The following is a 17,710-nucleotide window of genomic DNA, read 5'->3' as shown; positions in this document are numbered from 1 at the left end:
CCAATAAAAAAACAGCCCTCCTCAGGGTTGTTTTTTTAACATTCCTTTCATTATTTCCGCCAAAATGCTGAGCAGTCCGCCTTATCCTGAATATTGAATTGAATCATGCGTTCAAGCAGCTCATAATGCACCGGTTCAGTCCATTGAATTCTGAACAAACGGGAAGTAGCGCTGTAGCCGGCACAGGCAATGTCCTCGGCAAAATGCGCAATTCCAGCTTCTTCGGGGGAAACACTTACATGATGCTTCGCTGCCGCAAAGCCGATAATAAAGGTGCCGTGATTGGTAAACATCGGCGTGTTCCACTTGATCTGCGCTTCTAAGTTCGGAAATTGGTCAGCCGTCCACGACAGGATTTCCTCCATTCGCAGACGATGATCAGGGCTGTCGATACTTGATAAATAGTCTTTGAAAACGTCCATGTCTTCCTCCTTCAACATCACGTCCGCTAGCGCCAAAACCCCGGATTTTCAGCTTTTTCCTTGATGTTAAATTCGATGATCTTCTTAAGCAGATCATAGTGCACCGGATCAGTCCATCGAATTCTGAACAGGCGCGAAGAAGCGCTGTACCCGGCTTGAGCGATGTCATCGGCAAAATGCTCCATCGTCTCTTTTTCAGGTAAAATGCTCAAATGATTTTTTGCCGCGGCAAACATAATGATATAGGTGCCGTGATCGGTAAATGTCGGTTTGTTCCACTTGATCTGCGCTTCTAAATTCGGAAATTGGCCAGCCGTCCACGACAAAATTTCCTCTGCTTTGAGACGGTGATCCGGGTTATCGATTCCTGATACATATTTTGCAAACACATCCATGCCCATCTCTCCTAAAATGAAATATCATTACTCTTTACATCATCATAGCCAACAGACGGACACGATACAACTCTGCCCGGGCATGTAAATCGAAAAAAGCCCTCCCCAAAAGGAGAGGACCCGTCCCTTCACATCACAGCTTTCTCTAATATCTCTCCCCCAGCTCCCGCAAAATAAAGTCGTAGATCATTCTTGTCCGCTCTTCTTTCGGATACAGCATGAATTCCTGCCGCTTCGGGATATGACTGCCCATCCTGTCCTGAAAAGTGGTTCTGAGATAGGCGGTTCTGTAAACCTGATTTTCAAAAGAATGATAGGATACTTCCAGCTCCATCGTTTTGCCGTTTGAGAACGTGACCGCTGTGTCATCAAATGCCGTCGGTTGAAAATCTTTAACGTGCACATGAGATATCCAGCCGCATTGAGGCCTTGCAGAAGAAAGTGTAGGGAATAAAAAGATGTGATTTGAAGGGTCCACCATAATCGGCGGCTTGTGAGAAATTTTAATCGCTTCATATGTTCCCGCTTTTCTCCCGGCATAGCTGGAGCCAAAGTAGCGGCAGCTTCTGTCGATGATGTGAATCGGCTTCATACTGACATACAGAATGCAGTCTTTTTCAATGACCTTAGACCCCATTTTACCGTCTATTTCCTCAGGCAAAACAGCGATGGTTGAACGATTTACTTCATAGCTTTCTAAGGGTGCGTGTGTTTTCTGGCACATAATGTGCAGCCTCCAATCCTTTTCTTGAAAATTTATACTAATAATCTATCATCTGTCATTGGAAAACGACAGGTTTTTTTTGAATATAGCTAAAAATCACCTTTTAAAGATGTAATTTAGTCTTAAATTACTATTTAAATATTATTTTTCTTTTTCATTTCACCTCATTTATACAATGCTAATTTTCGTTTTTTCGTCAATTTGCAGGATATGTCGATATAATTCCAAGTATTAGTTGTCTAAAGATTATAAAAATTAATTGATTTTTCCGGCCGTTATCCATATACTATAAAAAAGGCATTGGGGGGATTCTTTATGAAAGAGAAAAAGTCGTACACTGAGCTCATGAAGTCCCGCAACACGCAAAAAGCAAACGAATTCGATGTGACAATGGCCGATATTTACATTCAAATGGTGCTTGATGAATCCTTGTATAAACGCCGGATCGCCATGCTGACCATGCAGATTAATAAGGCGCTTGATGATAAAAATAAAGAAGCGTTCCTCACGCTTTCAAAAGAATATGCCGCACTCAAACAGAGTGAATAAGCCAATCCATATGGATTGGCTTTTTTTACATTATCCGTTTACGATGGTGCCGCCGTTCACATGAATCGTCTGTCCCGTGACATAGGAAGAATCATCGCTTGCTAAGTACAAATAGCTCGGCGCCACTTCAACAGGCTCTCCCGGGCGCTGCATCGGCACGTCTGAGCCGAAGACTTCCACTTCCTTCGCCGAGAAGCTCGCCGGGATCAGCGGCGTCCAGATCGGCCCCGGAGCCACTGCGTTTACCCTGATGCCCTGAGTGACAAGAGATTGGGAAAGAGATCTTGTAAACGTGACGATCGCCCCTTTTGTCGCTGAATAGTCAATCAATGTTTTGTGGCCTTTATAGGCGGTAATGGAGGCCGTATTAATGATTGAACTTCCTTTTTTCAGGTGAGGGAGCGCGGCTTTCGTTAAGTAAAACATTGAAAAAATATTCGTCTGAAACGTTCTGATGAGCTGGTGGCTCGTGATTTTCTCAATCCCCGGCTGCACGTGCTGCTCACCTGCGTTGTTGACCAGGATGTCAATGGAAGGAAAGGCTTGGCCCGCCTGGCGGATGACATCGTTGCAAAAGGCTTCGTCGCCGACATCCCCTGCGATCAGCAGACACTTCGCCCCCTCTTTTTCTACATATTGCTTCGTCTCTTCGGCATCCTGATGCTCATCAAAGTAAACGATGACCACATTAGCGCCTTCCTTCGCGAATAAAACGGATACGGCGCGGCCGATCCCGCTGTCTCCGCCCGTGATGATCGCCGTTTTCCCTTCAAGTTTTTTCGCCGCTTTCGGTTTGTCAAAAACGGGGCGCGGGTCCATTACATATTCAAAGCCCGGCTGCCGGTTTTGATGCTGCGGCGGCAAGGTTTTCTTCTTCTGGTTAGCCATTTTGATCACTCCTTTACATTAATTACTATATTATGAGTAATTTGAGCATCTTATACGAATTTCATGTATGAACAGAGTCTTATTGGAAAAATTAAGAATATACAACAGAGGAGGTAAATCTGAATTGACTACTTTTTCAAACGAAGAACCGGCTTCCTATTGGAAAGCAACAGCTGACATTCCTTCCTTTCCCGCCCTCACTGAAGATACGGAATGCGATATTGCGGTTATCGGCGGAGGAATTACGGGCCTGACAACGGCATACGAACTGACGAAAAGAGGTTTCCGTGTCGCTGTCATTGAAGCAGACCGGATTTTAAATGGGACGACCGCGGGAACGACCGCAAAAATCACCGCCCAGCATGATTTCATCTATGCCGATCTTATTCAGCAGATCGGCCTGACCAGCGCAAGGCTGTATTTCGAAGCCCATCTCCGCGCCATGGAAGACATGAAGCAGATCATCAGAGACCTTTCGATTGACTGCAGACTGATTGAACAAGACGCATATCTTTACACGAATACAGAATCAGGCGTCAAAAAAATCCGCAGTGAGCAGGAAGCTTATACCAAGCTCGGTATTGAACACGAGCTTGTGAAAGAACTTCCCGTCCCCGTTGATTGCATGCTCGGCCTCGCTATGAAGAACCAGGCGCAATTCCATCCGCTTTTATATGGCGCGGCGCTCGTCAAAGAGATCGTTAAAAACGGGGCGCGGATTTTTGAACAGACGGCTGCGATCGACATAAAAAAAGAACCGCAGCCGGAAGTGGTCACGAAAAACAGACACGGCATCAAGTGCCGCTACATTGTCTGCTCTTCCCACTTTCCTTTTTATGACGGAGGCGGGCTTTATGCCGCCAGAATGTATGCCAGCAGATCCTACGTACTCGCGGTAAAACCGAAACAAGCGTATCCGGACGGGATGTATCTCAGCATAGACAAGCCGTCCAGATCACTGCGATACACCGATTTGAACGGTGAAAAACTGGTTCTTGTCGGCGGCGAAAGCCACAAAACAGGCCAGGGAAAAGAAATGTCCGAGCATTACGAAGCGCTGAAACAATTTGCGGAAGACACAATCGGGGTTGAAAGCATCCCATATCATTGGTCTGCACAAGACCTTGTCACCATTGACAAAATTCCGTTCATCGGTCCCATCTCAGGAGATGAAGAACATATTTTGGCGGCGACCGGTTTTAAAAAATGGGGCATGACAAGCTCAGCGCTCGCCGCGAAGCTTTTGGCTGATCATATTCAAAACAAAAAGAACCCGTTTTCCGGCCTGTTTATTCCGTCACGCTTCCACGCAGATCCGGGACTGAAAAAACTGATTTCCTATAATGCCGACGTGGCCAAACACCTTATCTCGGGCAAACTTGAGAGGCCGGACGCTTCACCTGAGACTCTTCGGCCCGGGGAGGGAAAAATCGTAACGGTAAACGGCAAACGGGCCGGCGCCTATAAAGATGAAAAAGGCTGTCTGCATCTTGTCGATACGACATGCACCCATTTGGGCTGTGAAGTCGAATGGAATGACGGCGAACGGACGTGGGACTGTCCTTGTCACGGGTCCCGGTTCACACCTGACGGCGGGGTTGCCGAAGGTCCCGCCATCAAGCCGCTGAAACGTCTCACCCAAGATTGACTAAACCATTCTGTACGAATGGTTTTATTTTTTTGCATTAAAATATTTTTATCAGATTCCTTCATTCAAGTTCCTTCCATACCGATAAAAAGAAAAAGAGAATATCTGGGGGAACTTATATTGTTATTTAAAAAAGACCGCAAAAAAGAAACAGCTTATTTTTCGGAAGCCGATGGAAAAAAACGCATCGCGCTTTCAAATCAATATGCAGATGTCCAAAAACAGCTGAAAATGGTCAGGCTTGGAAACGAAGAACTTCATGTGCTTGAAGAGCTGCAGCCGTTAATTAAAGAACATATCTCAACAATCGTCGATTCCTTTTACCGAAACCTGGATCACGAAAAATCATTAATGACGATCATTAACGACCACAGCACGGTCGAGCGCCTGAAAAAAACATTACGGCGTCATATCCATGAGATGTTTGCCGGCACGATTGATGATGAATTCATTGAAAAAAGACAGCGCATCGCTTCCATCCATTTGCGGATCGGCCTTGAACCGAAATGGTATATGGGAGCGTTTCAGGATCTGCTTCTGTCGATGATGAACATATATGAAGCAACCATTCCGGATTTGCATGAGCTTTTAAAAGCGATCAAAGCGACGACGAAAATATTGAATCTTGAACAGCAGCTCGTCCTTGAAGCATTCCAGAGCGAATATAACTGCCAGCGTGACGAACAAGAGGAAAAGAAAGCCCGTCTTCATCAAAAAATCCAGGAAACATCCGGATCACTCGCTGATTTGTTTTCAGAAACGAGCAGAGCCGTGCAGGAGCTGGTCGATAAATCCGAGGGCATTTCCGAGGCGTCAAAAGCCGGCACCGTCACTTCCGTACATGTCGAAGAAAAATCAATCGGCGGGAAAAAAGAGCTTGAAAGCCAGCAGCAGCAGATGAATAAAATCGACGCCAGCCTTCTGCAGATTGAAGAAGAAATGGACAAGCTGAATGACATCGCCCAGCAGATCGAAAAAATCTTCGGCATCGTGACGGGGATCGCCGAGCAAACGAATCTCCTGTCACTCAACGCTTCAATAGAATCCGCGAGAGCCGGGGAGCACGGCAAAGGGTTCGCCGTTGTCGCGACGGAGGTAAGAAAGCTTTCAGAGGATACGAAAAAAACCGTTTCCACCGTATCAGAGCTTGTGAACAATACTAATACACAAATCAACATCGTGTCCAAACATATTAAAGATGTAAACGGACTTGTAAGTGAAACGAAAGAAAAAATGGCGCAGATCAACCGTCTGTTTGATGACATCGTCCAAAGCATGAAAACGAGCAAAGACCAGACAGGCAAAATCGACGTTGATTTGCAGGCCTTTCTCGGCGGCCTTCAAGAAGTCAGCCGCGCCGTTTCCCACGTTGCATCATCCGTTGATTCACTTGTTATCCTTACAGAAGAATAAAGACAAACCGATCGGCCTTTTTCATAAAGGGCCGGTCTTTTTAATGTTAACTTAAAATATAATAGAGTTGACATATATAAAGACTCGCTTTATTGTATAAACATATTTTGATAAGCTGGAGGAATACATAATGAAATTGACAGAAATGATGCATATTGCCGTGTTTACCGCCATTATGGGACTTTTGGGGCTGCTCCCGCCGCTTTTCTTATCCTTTACGCCGGTTCCGATTACGCTCCAGACGATCGGAGTGCTCTTATCGGGAAGCATCCTAAAACCGAAAGCGGCGTTTTTAAGCCAATTGCTTTTTTTGCTGATTGTGGCATGCGGAGCGCCTCTCCTTTCAGGCGGCAGAGGCGGGTTCGGGGTTTTTTTCGGGCCGAGCGCCGGATATCTCATCGCATATCCGCTGGCGGCATTACTGCTGAGCCTCAGCATCCAAGGCCTTCGCTCAGCTGCTGTCCCCCATTTGTTTATCAGACAGTTCTTGTTCGGCGTGCTGTTTTTGTATGTCATCGGCATTCCCGTTCAGGCTTTTATGATGCACATTGATATCTTAACTGCCGTAAAGCTCAGCCTCATCTATGTGCCCGGAGATCTGCTTAAAGCGGCCGCAGCCTCATTCGCAGCCGTAAGAATCAGAAAAACTCTTCAAGCAAGCCGGCTTTTGCCGACGAAAGGAAGCTGATTTTAGTCATCATGATTACATCATCATATTCAGATACAGCCGGACAAGCGCCGGAACAGATCGCAATTCAGACAGAAACAGAACAGATCACCTATCAAACTTGGAACAGGCTGGTTAACCAAACCGCAAACTGGCTTGGCAGCCTTTTAGGTAAGCCGAAAAACATTGCAATATTACTGCCGAACGGCATCCCTTTTTTACAACTTTTCGCAGGGGCGGCGCATGCCGGCTGCACGGCGGTTCCGTTAGATCCCCGCTCGGCAGCGGCGGAACTCGCGGACCAGCTGAACATCAGCAAAACCGGCCTCGTCATCTGTGACCGCCGGCTGAGCGGCAGACTGGACGGCGTCAAAACGCCTGTCATCCTGTGGGATGAATGCAGGCCTTTGATCGAGGCGGAAAAAATGGAAGGCGCTTTTATCAAAAACGCCGGCCTGCCCTTTTATACCGGATTCACCTCGGGATCGACCGGTAAGCCGAAAGCCTTCACCCGCTCTCACCGTTCGTGGCTGGAGAGCTTTTCTTGTACGAAACGTGAATTCGGCATTTCCCCTGATGACAAAGTGCTGGTACCGGGCATGCTTCGCTCGTCACACTTTTTATACGGCGCCGTCAGCACTTTGTTTATCGGCGGAACCGTCATCCTTCAAAGAAAATTCAACCCGGCCGGAATGAAAGACCGGCTCAGACAAGCTGACGTTCTATATACCGTTCCGACAATGACGGACGCCCTGCTCTCACTAGAGTCGTTTCCGGATACACCGCTCAAGGTGATTTCTTCCGGTGCAGACTGGCCCGCTTCGTCTAAACAAGCGCTGTCAGAGCGCTATCCCCATTTGCGGTTGTACGATTTTTACGGAACGTCTGAGCTGAGTTTCGTGGCGTTCTTATCGCCTGAAGACAGCGCCCGAAAGCCTGACGCGGCGGGCCGCCCGTTTGAAAAAGTTACAATCGAAATCCGCCGGCCCGGCGGAGAACGCTGCATGCCGGGCGAAACGGGGAAGATTTTTGTGAACAGCCCGATGAAATTTTCCGGATACATCAACGGCGCAAAACCTGATGATTCCGGCTGGATGACGGTTGATGACATGGGATATATTGATCGTGAAGGCTATCTTTATATCGAAGGACGTGAAAACGGGATGATCGTATCAGGCGGCCTGAATGTATTCCCGGAAGAGATAGAACGTGTGCTCAACCGCTGTCCGGGCGTCAGAAAAGCGGCCGTCATCGGCATTCCTGATGATTATTGGGGCAGCATCGCCGTTGCGGTGATCGACGGAGATGCAAATGTAAAGGAACTGAAGAAACAGTGCCGCGAGCAGCTGGCGGCATATAAAATCCCGAAAAAGTGGCTGTTTTCAGAAATACCGGAAACAGCCGGCGGAAAGATCGCCCGTGCCGCCGTACAAAAGCAGGCAAAGGACATGATGGAATGGAAGCTGTAATTACGGATGCGAAACGGACGATTTTCGCCCGGGAAAACGGCCTGTTAAAAGACTGTCTCCCAGAAGATTTGGCAGCTCCGCTGATCCGCCATTTGAGCCGGAACATGCCCGAAGACATTGATGAAGTCCTGATCGGAAACGCGACGGGCCGCGGCGGGAATCTCGCCCGGCTGTCAGCCTTGGCCGCCGGACTTCCTTTGAGCGTGTCCGGTACGACCATCGACAGGCAGTGCGGCTCCGGACTGGACGCCGTGAGGGTCGCGTGCCACTTTGCTAAAGCCGGTGCGGGGAGCACATACATCGCGGGAGGAGCGGAGAGCAGCAGCCGTTCCCCTTTCTCATCCCGGGCGCGCTTTTCTCCTGAACACATCGGCGATCCTGATATGGGCATAGCAGCAGAGTATACGGCACAGGCTTACGGCGTAACGAGAAAGATGCAGGACGAATATGCCCTTCTCAGCTATGAACGGAGCGTCAAAGCGCACGAAGACGGCTTGTACCGCCCGGAAATTCTTCCCTGTCACGGATTCGCCGCTGACGAAAACATGCTGAAAAAGCGGAACATGGAGCCTCTCATCTCCCGTGCCAAGCCCGTCTTTCAGTCCGGAGGCTCTGTCACCGCCGCCAACAGCTGCGGAATTTCTGACGGGGCGGCGGCAGTTTGTGTGATGGAAGAACAAAAAGCGCGGTCTCTCGGTTTAAAGCCGGGATTGCGTTTTATCGGAAGCGCGGTAAGCGGCGTCCATCCGCATTATCCGTCAGCAGCTCCGGTTTATGCCGTCAAAAAACTTTTGAAGGAACGGGACCTGTCACCGGATGATATTGATATATACGAAATCAACGAGGCGTTTGCCGTCAAAATATGCGTTTTTTCACAGCAGCTTCGAGTGCCGTATTCTAAAATAAATGTCCGGGGCGGCGCTCTGGCCGTCGGGCATCCGTACGGGGCTTCCGGAGCGGCGCTTGTCACCCGGCTTTTTTATGAAGCAAAAAGACGCCCGGATGCCCGCTACGCAGCAGCAGCGATCGGCAGCGGAGGCGGAGTCGGACTGGCGCTTCTCTTTGAAGTGTTAACGTAACGGCAGTATAATAGATGATATCGATAAAAATGATCGGAGTGGAGACTTTATGACTGCCGTTTGTTTAGTAAGACATGGAGAGACTGATTGGAATGCCCAAAAGAAGCTTCAAGGCAAATCGGATATTCCGTTAAATGCGACGGGAGAGCGTCAGGCGAAAGAAACAGGAGAGTACTTAAAGGGGTCCGAATGGGATGTCATCGTCTCAAGCCCGATGAAACGGGCCAGAAAAACAGCTGACATTATTAACGGATTTTTGAATCTTCCCATTGTCGTCATGGAAGATTTCAGAGAACGGAGCTACGGTGATGCGGAAGGAATGTCTTTACCGGAACGGTCGAAGCGCTACCCGGATAAAAACTACCCGAACATGGAGACAGCAGAAGAGCTGACAGACAGAATGCTTGCCGGTTTAGTGAAAGTTCAGGAGCGGTTTCCTGAGCAAAAAGTTCTGATCGTCGCTCACGGCGCAGCCATTCATGCCCTCTTGTCCGCCATTTCTGACGGTGATACCGGCATCCAAAACGCAAAGCTTGTCAATGCGTGCCTAAGCAATATCGAACGAATTGAAAATAAGTGGCGCATCAAAGATTACAATGTAAGCAGCCACCTATCAGAATCATAACAAAAAGGCCCGAATTCAGTTTTGGGCCTTTTTGGCGAGCATTTTTTTCTGAAGATCATGTAATATGGCGTCCGCCCCGTCAATGCTCCGGCGCTCCGTCCATACCGCCCTGTCCGCGCGGTAAACGTGTCCGTTTTTTACGGCTGTCAGCTGTTTCCAGAGGTGATTTTTTTCGAGTTCTTTCTCACCGTCCAACAGCACGATGTAATCAGGATCGATATGCAAAAGCTGCCCGGGCGCCATCTTGATAGAGTCTGATTTCCCGCCGGAATCCGTCTGGACCGCATAGGTAAACCCTGCGAGCGTCAAAAGCCGGGACGTAAAAAACTGATCATCCTTTACGGAAATGCTGTCATTTGCAGCGTCAATTAATAAAATCGTGCCGCCTTCTGCATCCAGCTTTCTTTTGATGTCATTCAGCTTTTCTTCCTGAGCCGACAATTGTTTCTCTATGATGCCATCTTTACCGACCGCCTTTTCAATAGTAAGGGCAGCGTCAACCGCATCCTGATAATCCGCAGCTTCATTTTTTAAAGCGATTGTCGGAGCGATCTTTGTCAGTTTTCGGTATATCCCCCTGTGAAGGCTTGAGTCTGCAATGATGAGATCGGGCTTTAACGAAGTGATCTTTTTCAAATCAGGGTGTGACGGTGGTCCGACAGACGGACTGCCGTCTTTTCGCTCTGTCCGGTTATCCGCCGCGGCCGCCGGCTTTATGCCGAGATCATGGAGGGTATCAATAAAGCCCTCATTCAATACGGCGATGCGCTGCGGGTGCGCAGCCACATGCGCCGTCCCCAGATCGTGCCTGACGGCGGTTTCATGTTCCTGTTCTGAGCATGCCGTTATGAAGAGAACGGATAAGATCATCAGCATACTGAGCATTTGTTTCATCTGTTCCCCCTCTTTCGTTTTTCCGCAATTATATCATTGACAATATAAGTATCAATGATATTCATTATCATTATTTTTATAAAATGGTTTCACAGCTTTTCTCCGTCAAGAAAGCCGAAGACTGATTCATGCCGGCCGCTTTATTTCATTCCGCTTCCGTTTCCATCAGACTTCTGCATTCAACAAAAGGTGACATTTATCCTGTTTTTGCCGCAGCTTCCAAAAATGGAATCAAACCGTTCGACCCAGCAAACAAGAGAGCGATTGCGGCTGTGTACAAATACTCATGTCCTTCCATCGGTTTTTTCCATTAAAATTTAAATATTTCGGGTTCCTATTAAACGAAAGAGAGATGATATACCTAAATAGAAATAAAACAAATTGAAAAAAATTGGGTCTACTAAAATATTATTCCATGCTATACAATTAATCCACAGAATAATCTGTCTATTGGTTGTTCTGCAAATGAAAAAAAGGAGAGGATAAAGAGTGAGAGGCAAAAAGGTATGGATCAGTTTGCTGTTTGCTTTAGCGTTAATCTTTACGATGGCGTTCGGCAGCACGTCTCCTGCCCAGGCGGCAGGGAAATCAAACGGGGAAAAGAAATACATTGTCGGATTTAAGCAGACAATGAGCACGATGAGCGCCGCTAAGAAAAAAGATGTCATTTCTGAAAAAGGCGGGAAAGTGCAAAAGCAATTCAAATATGTAGACGCAGCTTCAGCTACATTAAATGAAAAAGCTGTAAAAGAGCTGAAAAAAGACCCAAGCGTCGCTTACGTTGAAGAAGATCACGTTGCAAAAGCGTACGCGCAGTCCGTGCCTTACGGCGTATCACAAATTAAAGCCCCTGCTCTGCACTCTCAAGGCTTCACTGGATCAAATGTGAAAGTAGCGGTTATCGACAGCGGTATCGATTCTTCTCATCCTGATTTAAAAGTAGCAGGCGGAGCCAGCATGGTTCCTTCTGAAACAAATCCTTTCCAAGACTACAACTCTCATGGAACTCACGTTGCCGGTACAGTTGCGGCTCTTAATAACTCAGTCGGTGTATTAGGCGTTGCGCCAAGCGCATCTCTTTACGCTGTAAAAGTTCTCGGCGCTGACGGTTCCGGCCAGTACAGCTGGATCATTAACGGAATTGAGTGGGCGATCGCAAACAATATGGACGTTATTAACATGAGCCTCGGCGGACCTTCTGGTTCTGCAGCGTTAAAAGCGGCAGTTGACAAAGCCGTTGCTTCCGGCGTCGTAGTCGTAGCGGCAGCCGGTAACGAAGGCACTTCCGGCGGCTCAAGCACAGTGGGCTACCCTGGTAAATACCCTTCTGTCATTGCGGTAGGCGCTGTTAACAGCAGCAACCAAAGAGCATCTTTCTCAAGCGTAGGTTCTGAGCTTGATGTCATGGCACCAGGCGTCTCTATCCAAAGCACGCTTCCTGGAAACAAATACGGCGCGTACAATGGTACGTCAATGGCATCTCCGCACGTTGCCGGAGCGGCTGCTTTGATTCTTTCTAAGCACCCGAACTGGACAAACACTCAAGTCCGCAGCAGTTTAGAAAACACCACTACAAAACTTGGTGATGCTTTCTACTACGGAAAAGGGCTGATCAACGTACAGGCGGCAGCTCAGTAAAACATAAAAAACCGGCGTCGGCCATGGCCCCGCCGGTTTTTTTATTATTTTTCTTCCTCCGCATGTTCAATCCGCTCCATGATCGACGGGTGGCTCCCTCTGAAAATTTTGACGAGAAACGGCGGGTTGACCCGGCTCAGTCCCGTATCGGCCAAGTCCTGAAACGTCTCAATCGCCGCTTCCCGGTTTCCGGTCAGCTCGATGCCGTAGCGGTCGGCGGCGTTTTCCTGATACCTGGAGACGGCATTCGTAATCGGATCAGAAGCAAAACTGAGAACGGATATGAGCAGCAATAACAGCGGGAGGGCGGCCAGATCTTCAGGCCCCTTTATATGAAGCATTCGGCCGAAGAATTTGGACAGCCGCTTATAAAGCTTGTCAATGATATAGAACCCGGCTAATGACAGCAGCAGATACCCGGCCAGTCCGATGTACACGTGCTTCATCACATAATGCCCCATCTCATGCCCCATAATGAACAAAATTTCCCGATCCTTCAGTTTGTTAAGCGTCGTATCCCACAAAACGATTCGCTTATTCGAACCGATTCCCGTCACATACGCATTCAGCGCATTCGTTTTCTCCGACATATTTACTTCATAAACATGGCTGGCCGGAATGTCGGCTTTGTCGGCAAGCGACAAGATTTTGCTTTCCAGCTCCTTGTCTTTCAGCGGATAGAAATCATTGTATAAAGGATCAATCACGACCGGCTGCAGGAAAAACAAAAACAGGGTAAACGGCACAGTAAGACACCAAGCGTAAAACCACCATTTTTTTGTATGCTTTGTGATCAGCCAGTAAAACACAAGCACACACACGGCAATCAGCGGAAAACTGATCCAGAAATCAATGACATGGTCTCTTATCCAGCTTGCTGTTGTCTGCGTCGAAATATGATACGCAAGCGAAACCCGATATCCAATCCATTCAAGCGGAAGCGAAGCCGCCGTAACGATGAGTGAAATCACAAATACGAAGCTTACGATTTGCAGCACCCGAAAGCGCACCGCGGCTTCCAGCCAATGCTTTATTTTTTTGGCAAGCCCCGTAATGAGCAGCAGAAAAAATAAAAACCAATCTAACGGCGCTCCGATGAAAAATAAAAAATCCTTTACATTTGAAAAGTTTTCAGCGGCTGCCAGGCGGCCCGGGTCCATAAACGAGGACGGATCGGCTTTCGTTCCCTTTACGGCCTCCGGGACGGCGGAGTCGCCTGTCATAAAGAAATACCAATAGAAAAAAAGGCCGTACAGCACATAGGCAAGTCCCGCTGCCGCTATCCATTTGCGCATGGAAGTCTCCCTCCTTAGCCTGATGACTTACTCCTATTGTAAGCATAAATGCAAATAAATAGAACCAAGCCTCCGGAACGGATGTTAATCTTTTCACAACAGAAAAGAATGGAACAACAGGAAGCGGGAAAGACTAAAAGACGGAGTGATGAATATGAAAAAAATAATCGCGTTTATTGTAGTAATCGCCCTTTTGGTTATTGCTTTCTTTTATGTATACAGCCGGACCGGCGATGTGTTTCCATCAAGCAACGCAGATCTGATTATTCTGTCTGAGCACGGAAAAAAAGAAATCAAAATTAAAGACAGGCAGAATGTAAAAGATATGCTCGATATCTTGAACCAAGGAAAACAAGTCAAACTGACCAAAAGCGTATCTCCCGATTACGACGGAACGGTCAAATACCATGAAGACCGTTTCGATTCATTCAGCATGTGGCTCGAAGGCGGCAATTATATGCTGTACAAGTATAAAAACACGTATTACAAACTGACCCGGCATGATACGAAGCTTGTGCAAAGCATCATTAAGGAAGAATCGCAGAGCTGACCGGATCAGCATGTAAAAGCGAAGCCCCCGGCTTCGCTTTTCGTCCGTCATTTCGGAAGCATGTCCCGGACCGCCCGCCTCAGCAGCTTCCCGGTCGCGTTCTTCGGAATCTCATCAAGAAAAACCACTTCCGCCGGCCGTTTATATTTTGCCAAATGTGTTTCACAGTAATCAAAAACCGCCTGCTCTGTCAGCTCACCGTCCCCCGGCACTATATAAGCATGCACCGCTTCCCCCGTTTTGGCGTCAGGAACGCCGATGACCACGGCTTCTTTAATGCCCTCATGGCTGTAGAGCACTTCTTCTACTTCGCGCGGATAGACGTTGTATCCGCCGACGAGAATCATATCTTTTTTTCTGTCGACGATATAAAAATAACCGTCTTCGTCGCGCTTCGCCAAATCACCCGTGTACAGCCAGCCGTCTTTCAGCGCGTGCTCCGTCTCCTCGGGCATCTTGTAATAGCCTTTCATCACATTCGGCCCTTTCACGATCAATTCTCCCACTTGATGGTCGGGCAATTCGCGTCCGAGCGTATCGACGACTTTATTTTCGACATGTAAAATATTCGTCCCGATTGAGCCGGGCTTTCTCCCCCGGTCAAACGGATTAAAACAAGTAACCGGAGACGCTTCAGAAAGTCCGTACCCCTCCAGAATGGTGACGTCAAAGGTTTGTTCAAACGTCTGCAACAGAGCGACCGGCATGGAGGCCCCGCCTGAAATGCACAGTCTGACGGACGCAAAATCCTCCGCCTTGCCGTGCTCGTATTGATACAGATAGTTATACATCGTCGGAACGCCGGCAAAAATGGTTGCCTGACGGCTTTTAATCAGTTTAAACACAGAAGCCGGGCTGAATTGCGGCTCGATTAAGACACACGCTCCGCTCATCAGAGGCGCATTCATACAGACGGTTAAACAAAAAACGTGAAACATCGGCAATGCCGCCACAATTTTGTCTTTCTCATTCATTCCTAAGTATCCGGCGACATCATTTGCATTGGAGAAAAGATTCTGATGGGTGAGCATGGCGCCTTTCGGTTTTCCGGTCGTCCCTGAGGTGTATAAAATGACGGCAGTATCATCTTTGGACAATGTCGGATAAGTTCTGCTGCGCTCCGCCGGGCGAAGCATTTTTGTAAACGTTGTCATTTTTAAGCGCAATTGAGGGTCTTCTGTCGATGGAGCGTTCTCTGCTGTCTGGCTGATAATGATATGCTCCAGCAGCGGCAGCGAGCCGTGCAGGCTTTCAAATACGGGAATTAAAAGGTCGATGCCGGCGATCGCTTTGACATCGCCGTTTTTCAGCATGTATGCGATTTCTGAAGGTGTATATGCCGGATTAACAGGTATGACGACAATTCCCGCTTTTAACGCGCCGAAAAACGCAATAACAAAATCAGGCGTATTTCCGAGCAGCAGCGCGAGATGATCCCCTTTTTTCAGTCCCCTGTCCTCCAAGCCGTTTGCAAATGCTTTGATTTTACCTGCCAGCTCCTCATACGTCATGTACTGATCTTGAAACAGACAAGCTGGTTTTTCCGGTTTCTGCGATGCCGTTTCTTCCAATTTGGAAACCAGATTCATTTTCCCACCCCTTTAAAAATTGTAATGAATGAATAGTCATTCATTTATCCGGAATAAACGTTCACTTTTATTATAGAAAAATATAGAAAAACACTCAAGGGCAAAAAGCCCCGAGTGCCGTAAAACCGGAAACTATAATTGTTTCAGCGCTTCACTGACCGGCGTGCCGCCCGCCGTCAGATCGAATGCTTTTTCATACGTATTCGGTTCATCAAGGGATGCGATAACGGTCTTGGCGACATCGTCTCTTGAAATGGAACCTCTTTCCAAATCGGCCGCGGCTTTGATATTTCCCGTGCTGGGATCATTTAATAACCCGCCCGGCCGGATAATCGTATACGTCAGACCGCTCGCTTCAAGAATTTTATCCGCATAATGCTTTGCGGCGTAATACGGCTTCAGCGCTTCATTCCAATTGCCGCGGTTATGAGCCTGAAGGGCGCTTACCATAATGAACCGCTTGATGCCTGCTATCTTTGCCGCTTCTATCGCTTTCGCGGCTCCGTCAAGATCAATCAAAAGCGTCTTATCGTATCCGGTGCTTCCTCCTGATCCGGCGGTAAACACAATCGCGTCACAGCCTTCAGCGGCTTTCGCGATGTCTTCCGGGCTTCCTTCCAAATCTGCAAGAACGGCTTCTGTTCCCGCGGCTTGAAGCGCTTCTTTCTGCTCTTGTTTCCGGACCATCGCCCGCAGCGTATGCGTGCCGTCTTTTTGAAACAGCCCGGTCAGCCGCTGTCCGATCTGTCCGTTTGCTCCGATGAGAAATACTTTCATCATGATCCCTCCCCATTCATTATGGTTCTATCATTTCACAAAAACGGGCGCTGATTCAAATCATGCGTTCGGCAAATGTTCTAATAAATCAGCTCGAGGAAATCTTCCAGCTCTATTTTGCCGAAATACTGTTTCAGATCGATTCCGGCCAGCGCCTCCTTGATAGCGGTTCGGTCATACTGTTTTCCGGTCAGCGCCTGTTCGACTTCACTCACATCTTTCGCACCGAAGAAATCACCGAAAATTTTGCAGTCCTGAATGATTCCTTTTTTCACTTCAAGACGCAGATCAATCGATCCGACCGGATAACGTTTCGAATGCTGAAGATTAAATGCGGGCGACCTTCCGAAATTCCAGTCCCAGTTTTGATAGCGCTCTTCGGAAATCTTCCGGATCGCTTTCCAGTCTTCATTGGTCAGTTTATATTCCGGCACTTCGGAAAGATCATTTGTATTAAAAATATGGTGAAGCAGGTGCTTTTTGAATTCATCCGCCGTCATTTTGTCATCAAGAAACTCGCTGATGTTGGCGACACGGCTTCTGATCGACTTAATGCCTTTTGATTCGATTTTGTCTTTTTTCACTTTCAAGGCTGACACAACATGATCAATGGCGGAATCCAGCATTAATGTTCCGTGGCTGAAAATACGCCCTTTCGTCGAAAATTGAGCGTTGCCGGAAATTTTTCTGCCGTCCGCGACGATGTCATTTCGGCCGCTTAATTCAGCTTCCACACCGAGCTGGCGCAGCGCCTGAATAACGGGTTCGGTGAATTTTTTAAAATTGTGAAAGCTGTCGCCGTCATCCTTAGTGATAAAACTGAAATTCAGATTCCCGAGGTCATGGTAAACCGCGCCGCCTCCTGACAGCCTGCGGACGACGATGATTCCGTTATCTTCTACGTATTTCGTATTGATTTCTTCTATTGTGTTTTGGTTCTTCCCAATGATAATCGACGGCTGATTGACATAAAACAGCAGGTATGTCTGTTCAGGGTCGAGATGCTTCACGCAATATTCCTCAATCGCGAGGTTGATCCTCGGGTCGGTTATGTTTTGGTTGTCGATAAATAACATGGTGCTCCTCCT

18 protein-coding genes and 1 pseudogene are annotated in these 17,710 nt (G+C 47.8%); 10 read left to right on the top strand and 9 right to left on the bottom strand.

Annotated features, from left to right (window positions below):
- Positions 1 to 50: 50 nt before the first annotated feature.
- The 3 genes from AC1RRX_RS04135 to comK form a co-directional block, all read right to left on the bottom strand.
- Entirely contained in the window at positions 51 to 422 is a 372-nt protein-coding gene (locus AC1RRX_RS04135; RefSeq protein ID WP_039252083.1) for an iron chaperone, read from the bottom strand.
- A gap of 26 nt (positions 423 to 448) precedes the next feature.
- Positions 449 to 817, bottom strand: coding sequence for an iron chaperone (locus AC1RRX_RS04130; RefSeq protein WP_012117235.1), 369 nt, complete (start codon positions 815 to 817; stop codon positions 449 to 451).
- 145 nt (positions 818 to 962) lie between these two features.
- A complete protein-coding gene (gene comK, locus AC1RRX_RS04125) occupies positions 963 to 1,541 on the bottom strand; it encodes a competence transcription factor ComK (protein WP_003155179.1) in 579 nt (192 codons plus the stop codon).
- Between the two features lie 315 nt (positions 1,542 to 1,856).
- Between comK and AC1RRX_RS04120 the strand changes: the two genes are divergently transcribed.
- Positions 1,857 to 2,090 (top strand): IDEAL domain-containing protein, encoded by a 234-nt coding sequence (locus AC1RRX_RS04120; RefSeq protein ID WP_007610478.1) that lies wholly within the window; start codon positions 1,857 to 1,859, stop codon positions 2,088 to 2,090.
- A gap of 30 nt (positions 2,091 to 2,120) precedes the next feature.
- On the opposite strand, the gene AC1RRX_RS04115 is transcribed toward AC1RRX_RS04120, so the two are convergent.
- Positions 2,121 to 2,978 (bottom strand): SDR family oxidoreductase, encoded by an 858-nt coding sequence (locus AC1RRX_RS04115; protein WP_007610477.1) that lies wholly within the window; start codon positions 2,976 to 2,978, stop codon positions 2,121 to 2,123.
- Positions 2,979 to 3,102: 124 nt separating this feature from the next.
- Here AC1RRX_RS04115 and AC1RRX_RS04110 point away from each other — a divergent pair, with 124 nt between their 5' ends.
- The 7 genes and pseudogenes from AC1RRX_RS04110 (at position 3,103) to AC1RRX_RS04080 (ending at position 9,879) form a co-directional block, all read left to right on the top strand.
- Positions 3,103 to 4,626 carry an FAD-dependent oxidoreductase gene (locus AC1RRX_RS04110; protein WP_144464070.1) on the top strand — a complete coding sequence of 508 codons (1,524 nt, stop codon included), beginning with the start codon at positions 3,103 to 3,105 and terminating at the stop codon, positions 4,624 to 4,626.
- Between the two features lie 18 nt (positions 4,627 to 4,644).
- Positions 4,645 to 5,232: pseudogene (locus AC1RRX_RS04105) on the top strand (protoglobin domain-containing protein); the annotation flags it as partial.
- Between the two features lie 291 nt (positions 5,233 to 5,523).
- On the top strand, positions 5,524 to 6,039 hold the full coding sequence (locus tag AC1RRX_RS04100; RefSeq protein ID WP_370529535.1) for a methyl-accepting chemotaxis protein: 516 nt from the start codon (positions 5,524 to 5,526) through the stop codon (positions 6,037 to 6,039).
- 130 nt (positions 6,040 to 6,169) lie between these two features.
- On the top strand, positions 6,170 to 6,727 hold the full coding sequence (locus tag AC1RRX_RS04095; protein ID WP_003155185.1) for a biotin transporter BioY: 558 nt from the start codon (positions 6,170 to 6,172) through the stop codon (positions 6,725 to 6,727).
- A gap of 11 nt (positions 6,728 to 6,738) precedes the next feature.
- Positions 6,739 to 8,175, top strand: coding sequence for an acyl-CoA synthetase (locus tag AC1RRX_RS04090; RefSeq protein WP_144464072.1), 1,437 nt, complete (start codon positions 6,739 to 6,741; stop codon positions 8,173 to 8,175).
- Positions 8,163 to 9,254, top strand: coding sequence for an acetyl-CoA C-acyltransferase (locus tag AC1RRX_RS04085; RefSeq protein WP_032866169.1), 1,092 nt, complete (start codon positions 8,163 to 8,165; stop codon positions 9,252 to 9,254). Before AC1RRX_RS04090 ends, AC1RRX_RS04085 begins: the two co-directional genes overlap by 13 nt.
- 49 nt (positions 9,255 to 9,303) lie before the next feature.
- Entirely contained in the window at positions 9,304 to 9,879 is a 576-nt protein-coding gene (locus AC1RRX_RS04080; protein ID WP_020955595.1) for a histidine phosphatase family protein, read from the top strand.
- 15 nt (positions 9,880 to 9,894) lie between these two features.
- On the opposite strand, the gene AC1RRX_RS04075 is transcribed toward AC1RRX_RS04080, so the two are convergent.
- Positions 9,895 to 10,773, bottom strand: coding sequence for an ABC transporter substrate-binding protein (locus tag AC1RRX_RS04075; RefSeq protein WP_020955594.1), 879 nt, complete (start codon positions 10,771 to 10,773; stop codon positions 9,895 to 9,897).
- A 489-nt stretch (positions 10,774 to 11,262) separates the two neighbouring features.
- Between AC1RRX_RS04075 and AC1RRX_RS04070 the strand changes: the two genes are divergently transcribed.
- Positions 11,263 to 12,411, top strand: a complete 1,149-nt coding sequence (locus AC1RRX_RS04070; RefSeq protein ID WP_007409199.1) for a S8 family peptidase — start codon at positions 11,263 to 11,265, stop codon at positions 12,409 to 12,411.
- 44 nt (positions 12,412 to 12,455) lie between these two features.
- Here AC1RRX_RS04070 and AC1RRX_RS04065 read toward each other — a convergent pair whose 3' ends face one another.
- Entirely contained in the window at positions 12,456 to 13,706 is a 1,251-nt protein-coding gene (locus AC1RRX_RS04065; protein ID WP_144464074.1) for a M48 family metallopeptidase, read from the bottom strand.
- A gap of 154 nt (positions 13,707 to 13,860) precedes the next feature.
- On the opposite strand from AC1RRX_RS04065, the gene AC1RRX_RS04060 reads away from it, so the two are divergent.
- Complete coding sequence (locus AC1RRX_RS04060) at positions 13,861 to 14,256, top strand: YhfM domain-containing protein (RefSeq protein ID WP_012117225.1); 396 nt, start codon at positions 13,861 to 13,863, stop codon at positions 14,254 to 14,256.
- Between the two features lie 47 nt (positions 14,257 to 14,303).
- Here the strand turns inward: AC1RRX_RS04060 and AC1RRX_RS04055 are convergent, their stop codons facing one another.
- The 3 genes from AC1RRX_RS04055 to lplA all read right to left on the bottom strand — a co-directional run bounded on the left by AC1RRX_RS04055 (position 14,304) and on the right by lplA (position 17,698).
- Positions 14,304 to 15,845, bottom strand: a complete 1,542-nt coding sequence (locus AC1RRX_RS04055) for a fatty acid--CoA ligase family protein (protein ID WP_007409202.1) — start codon at positions 15,843 to 15,845, stop codon at positions 14,304 to 14,306.
- A gap of 132 nt (positions 15,846 to 15,977) precedes the next feature.
- Positions 15,978 to 16,622 (bottom strand): SDR family oxidoreductase, encoded by a 645-nt coding sequence (locus AC1RRX_RS04050; RefSeq protein ID WP_042635029.1) that lies wholly within the window; start codon positions 16,620 to 16,622, stop codon positions 15,978 to 15,980.
- 80 nt (positions 16,623 to 16,702) lie between these two features.
- Positions 16,703 to 17,698: a lipoate--protein ligase gene (gene lplA / locus AC1RRX_RS04045; protein ID WP_144464076.1), complete on the bottom strand. Its 996-nt coding sequence runs from the start codon at positions 17,696 to 17,698 to the stop codon at positions 16,703 to 16,705.
- Positions 17,699 to 17,710: the final 12 nt, after the last annotated feature.

It is taken from the genome of Bacillus sp. GW821-FHT11D08, from assembly GCF_058808515.1.
The sequence above is the reverse complement of the archived record's forward strand: the minus strand, read 5'-3'. Positions and strand labels throughout refer to the sequence as shown.